This is a genomic window from Mycobacterium sp. 1274756.6 (assembly GCF_001668625.1).
Taxonomy (GTDB): domain Bacteria; phylum Actinomycetota; class Actinomycetes; order Mycobacteriales; family Mycobacteriaceae; genus Mycobacterium.
The window spans coordinates 1-5,419 of sequence record NZ_LZLJ01000058.1 but is presented as its reverse complement, the minus strand read 5'-3'; the positions used below and the strand labels follow the sequence as shown (position 1 = coordinate 5,419).

Sequence of the window (5,419 nt, the reverse complement as noted above, 5' to 3'; positions counted from 1 at the left end):
TGTGTGTTCGGCGGTGTCCTACTTTTCCACCCGGGTTGGGTAGTATCATCGGCGCTGGCAGGCTTAGCTTCCGGGTTCGGGATGGGTCCGGGCGTTTCCCTGTCGCTGTGTCCGCCGTAACTCTATTCTTTTTGTGTGTGCCGGCCCCGGTTTGGTGGGGGTCGGCCTTTTTTGGTGTGAATAAGGTCTGGTTGTTTTTGGTGTGGGGTGGGTGTGTGTTGTGGGGTGTGGTTGCGTGGTGTGTGTTGGTAAGTTTTCGGCCGGTTAGTGCCAGTTCCCTAAACGCATTGCTGCGGGTGTAGGTCTGGTCTATCGATCCCGTGTTCTGCGGGGGCCTTATCCCACTTAAATGGGTGAGAAACCTGGTCTTGGAAGGGGTTTCCCGCTTAGATGCTTTCAGCGGTTATCCTGTCCGAACGTGGCTATCCAGCGGTGCCCCTGGTGGGACAACTGGTGGACCAGAGGTTCGTCCGTCCCGGTCCTCTCGTACTAGGGACAGTTTTCCTCAAGTTTCTGACGCGCGCGGCGGATAGAGACCGAACTGTCTCACGACGTTCTAAACCCAGCTCGCGTGCCGCTTTAATGGGCGAACAGCCCAACCCTTGGGACCTGCTCCAGCCCCAGGATGCGACGAGCCGACATCGAGGTGCCAAACCATCCCGTCGATATGGACTCTTGGGGAAGATCAGCCTGTTATCCCCGGGGTACCTTTTATCCGTTGAGCGACACCCCTTCCACTCGGGGGTGCCGGATCACTAGTCCCGACTTTCGTCCCTGTTTGACGTGTCAGTCTCACAGTCAAGCTCCCTTGTGCACTTACACTCAACACCTGATTGCCGTCCAGGTTGAGGGAACCTTTGGGCGCCTCCGTTACTTTTTAGGAGGCAACCGCCCCAGTTAAACTACCCGCCAGGCACTGTCCCTGAACCGGATAAACGGTTCGAGGTTAGAGGTTCAATACGATCAGAGTGGTATTTCAACAACGACTCCACCCACACTGGCGTGCGGGTTTCACAGTCTCCCACCTATCCTACACAAACCGCATCGAACATCAATACCAAGTTGTAGTGAAGGTCCCGGGGTCTTTTCGTCCTGCCGCGCGTAACGAGCATCTTTACTCGTAGTGCAATTTCGCCGAGTCTATGGTTGAGACAGTTGAGAAGTCGTTACGCCATTCGTGCAGGTCGGAACTTACCCGACAAGGAATTTCGCTACCTTAGGATGGTTATAGTTACCACCGCCGTTTACTGGGGCTTAAATTCTCAGCTTCGCGGACTTTACGTCCACTAACCGGTCCTCTTAACCTTCCAGCACCGGGCAGGCGTCAGTCCGTATACATCGTCTTGCGACTTCGCACGGACCTGTGTTTTTAGTAAACAGTCGCTTCTCACTGGTTTCTGCGACCCACTCCCGCTGCCCCGGGCGAACCGGTTGACGGTATGTGGGTCCCCCTTCTCCCTAAGTTACGGGGGCATTTTGCCGAGTTCCTTAACCATAGTTCACTCGTACGCCTTGGTATTCTCTACCTGACCACCTGTGTTGGTTTGGGGTACGGGCCGTGTGTGAGCTCGCTAGAGGCTTTTCTCGGCAGCAGAGGATCACCGAATTCGCCTCATACGGCTATGCATCACCTCTCGGAATATGTGAGACCCGGATTTGCCTGGATCTCTTCCTACGGGCTTGCCCCAGTATTACCACTGACTGGTACGGCTACCTTCCTGCGTCACCCCATCGCTTGACTACTACCAGCGAAGGTCCCACGCAGCCCCGCACCGCCATCACCCCGAAGGGATCAAGTCAGCACGGTTTTGGGTGGTTAGTACCGCTGTTTCGTCATGGGCGCGCACACACGGGTACGGGAATATCAACCCGTTGTCCATCGACTACGCCTGTCGGCCTCGCCTTAGGTCCCGACTCACCCTGGGCGGACTGGCCTGGCCCAGGAACCCTTGGTCTTTCGGCGGGCAAGGTTCTCACTTGCCTTATCGCTACTCATGCCTGCATTCTCACTCCCCACACCTCCACCACCGGTCACCCGATGACTTCACTGATGAGGGGACGCTCCCCTACCCAACCCCCACCCAAGGGTGAGGATTGCCGCGGCTTCGGCGGTGTGCTTGAGCCCCGCTACATTATCGGCGCACAATCACTTGACCAGTGAGCTATTACGCACTCTTTCAAGGGTGGCTGCTTCTAAGCCAACCTCCTGGTTGTCTTCGCGACTGCACATCCTTTTCCACTTAGCACACGCTTAGGGGCCTTAGCCGGCGATCTGGGCTGTTTCCCTCTCGACGCACGGAGCTTATCCCCCGCCGTCTCACTGCCACGCTTACAACGTGCCGGCATTCGGAGTTTGGCTGACGTCAGTAACCTAGTAGGGCCCATCGGCCATCCAGTAGCTCTACCTCCAGCACGCAACACATGACGCTGCACCTAAATGCATTTCGGGGAGAACCAGCTATCACGGAGTTTGATTGGCCTTTCACCCCTACCCACAGCTCATCCCCTCAGTCTTCAACCTAAGTGGGTTCGGGCCTCCACAGCATCTTACTGCTGCTTCACCCTGGCCATGGGTAGATCACTCCGCTTCGGGTCCAGAACACGCCACTACACCACAAGTGGATACGCCCTATTCAGACTCGCTTTCGCTGCGGCTACCCCACACGGGTTAACCTCGCGACGTGTCCCTGACTCGCAGGCTCATTCTTCAAAAGGCACGCCATCACCCCACCCCAAAGGAGAGGGCTTTGACGGATTGTAGGCGCATGGTTTCAGGTACTATTTCACTCCCCTCCCGGGGTACTTTTCACCATTCCCTCACGGTACTCGTCCGCTATCGGTCATCAGGAAGTATTCAGGCTTACCGGGTGGTCCCGGCAGATTCACAGCGGATTCCACGGGCCCGCTGCTACTCGGGAAAAACGCCGCAAGGCAGGTGTCGGGTTTTCACGTACCGGGCTCTCACCGTCTACGGCAGACCATCCCAGGCCACTTCCGCTAACCACAACACTTTCTCACTGCCCTCCAGGTGAGGTAGACCCGGACACGACACTCCCACAACCCCACAAACACAACCCCTACCCGGTATCACGTGCCTGCGGTTTAGCCATCCTCCGCGTTCGCTCGCCACTACTAACGGAATCACTGTTGTTTTCTCTTCCTGCGGGTACTGAGATGTTTCACTTCCCCGCGTTCCCCCCCACCGGCTATATATTCACCGGCGGGTAACACGACATCACTCGTGCTGGGTTTCCCCATTCGGACATCCTCGGATCTACGCTCGGTTGACAGCTCCCCGAGGCATATCGCAGCCTCCCACGTCCTTCATCGGCTCCTGATGCCAAGGCATCCACCATACGCCCTTAAACACTTACAAACACAAAAACCAAAAGTGTTCAAAAACAAAAACAAAATCACACCAACAAACAAACCCCCACAAAGGGCTCATCTGCTAGATGCTCGCAACCACTATCCACAACTCAAACACCACACCCCACACCAAAACCGGTGAGGCGACAACACCGAAAAGCGTGTTGCCTCAGGACCCAACAGTGTGCCTGGTGACCACCCACCAGCCAGCCCCACCCCACCAGGGGGACGGAAACCAACCAACGATGAGCGGTTTGTTGTTGCGCACCCACCGGAACACCCACTACAGGCGCCGGCACTATTTCTCTCCCAACCGTGAACCCCTCACCGATGTGAGGCACGGGGGAACAACTACTGGTGCTCCTTAGAAAGGAGGTGATCCAGCCGCACCTTCCGGTACGGCTACCTTGTTACGACTTCGTCCCAATCGCCGATCCCACCTTCGACAGCTCCCTCCCTTACGGGTTAGGCCACTGGCTTCGGGTGTTACCGACTTTCATGACGTGACGGGCGGTGTGTACAAGGCCCGGGAACGTATTCACCGCAGCGTTGCTGATCTGCGATTACTAGCGACTCCGACTTCACGGGGTCGAGTTGCAGACCCCGATCCGAACTGAGACCGGCTTTGAAAGGATTCGCTCCACCTCACGGCATCGCAGCCCTTTGTACCGGCCATTGTAGCATGTGTGAAGCCCTGGACATAAGGGGCATGATGACTTGACGTCATCCCCACCTTCCTCCGAGTTGACCCCGGCAGTCTCCCATGAGTCCCCGCCATCACGCGCTGGCAACATGGAACGAGGGTTGCGCTCGTTGCGGGACTTAACCCAACATCTCACGACACGAGCTGACGACAGCCATGCACCACCTGTACACAGGCCACAAGGGAACCGACATCTCTGCCGGCGTCCTGTGCATGTCAAACCCAGGTAAGGTTCTTCGCGTTGCATCGAATTAATCCACATGCTCCGCCGCTTGTGCGGGCCCCCGTCAATTCCTTTGAGTTTTAGCCTTGCGGCCGTACTCCCCAGGCGGGGTACTTAATGCGTTAGCTACGGCACGGATCCCAAGGAAGGAAACCCACACCTAGTACCCACCGTTTACGGCGTGGACTACCAGGGTATCTAATCCTGTTCGCTCCCCACGCTTTCGCTCCTCAGCGTCAGTTACTGCCCAGAGACCCGCCTTCGCCACCGGTGTTCCTCCTGATATCTGCGCATTCCACCGCTACACCAGGAATTCCAGTCTCCCCTGCAGTACTCCAGTCTGCCCGTATCGCCCGCACGCCCACAGTTAAGCCATGGGATTTCACGGACGACGCGACAAACCACCTACGAGCTCTTTACGCCCAGTAATTCCGGACAACGCTCGCACCCTACGTATTACCGCGGCTGCTGGCACGTAGTTGGCCGGTGCTTCTTCTGTCACTACCGTCACTTGCGCTTCGTCGTGACTGAAAGAGGTTTACAACCCGAAGGCCGTCATCCCCCACGCGGCGTCGCTGCATCAGGCTTCCGCCCATTGTGCAATATTCCCCACTGCTGCCTCCCGTAGGAGTCTGGGCCGTATCTCAGTCCCAGTGTGGCCGGACACCCTCTCAGGCCGGCTACCCGTCGTCGCCTTGGTAGGCCATAACCCCACCAACAAGCTGATAGGCCGCGGGCCCATCCCACACCGCAAAAGCTTTCCACCACACACCATGCGACATGTGGTCCTATCCGGTATTAGACCCAGTTTCCCAGGCTTATCCCGAAGTGCAGGGCAGATCACCCACGTGTTACTCACCCGTTCGCCACTCGAGCACCCCCGAAGGGGCCTTTCCGTTCGACTTGCATGTGTTAAGCACGCCGCCAGCGTTCGTCCTGAGCCAGGATCAAACTCTCCAAACAAAACCTTCAAAAAAGGCCATTCAGAAATACCTGACAAACAGTCCAATCAAACTGGACCAAAAAACACCACACCCCCGACACGGGGCGCCGAAGGCATGGCAAAAAACAACAACAAACAAAAACCACCAAACACACTATTGAGTTCTCAAACAACACACCCG

The 5,419-nt window shown here is 56.8% G+C and carries 3 rRNA genes; all 3 read right to left on the bottom strand.

From position 1 onward, the window contains the following. Positions 1–5: 5 nt before the first annotated feature. Positions 6–119 (bottom strand): 5S ribosomal RNA (gene rrf / locus A5643_RS07495). 125 nt (positions 120–244) lie between these two features. After that, positions 245–3,376 (bottom strand): 23S ribosomal RNA (locus A5643_RS07490). 361 nt (positions 3,377–3,737) lie between these two features. Further along, positions 3,738–5,258 (bottom strand): 16S ribosomal RNA (locus A5643_RS07485). The 16S, 23S and 5S rRNA genes sit together here, the layout of an rRNA operon. Between the last annotated feature and the right edge of the window lie 161 nt (positions 5,259–5,419).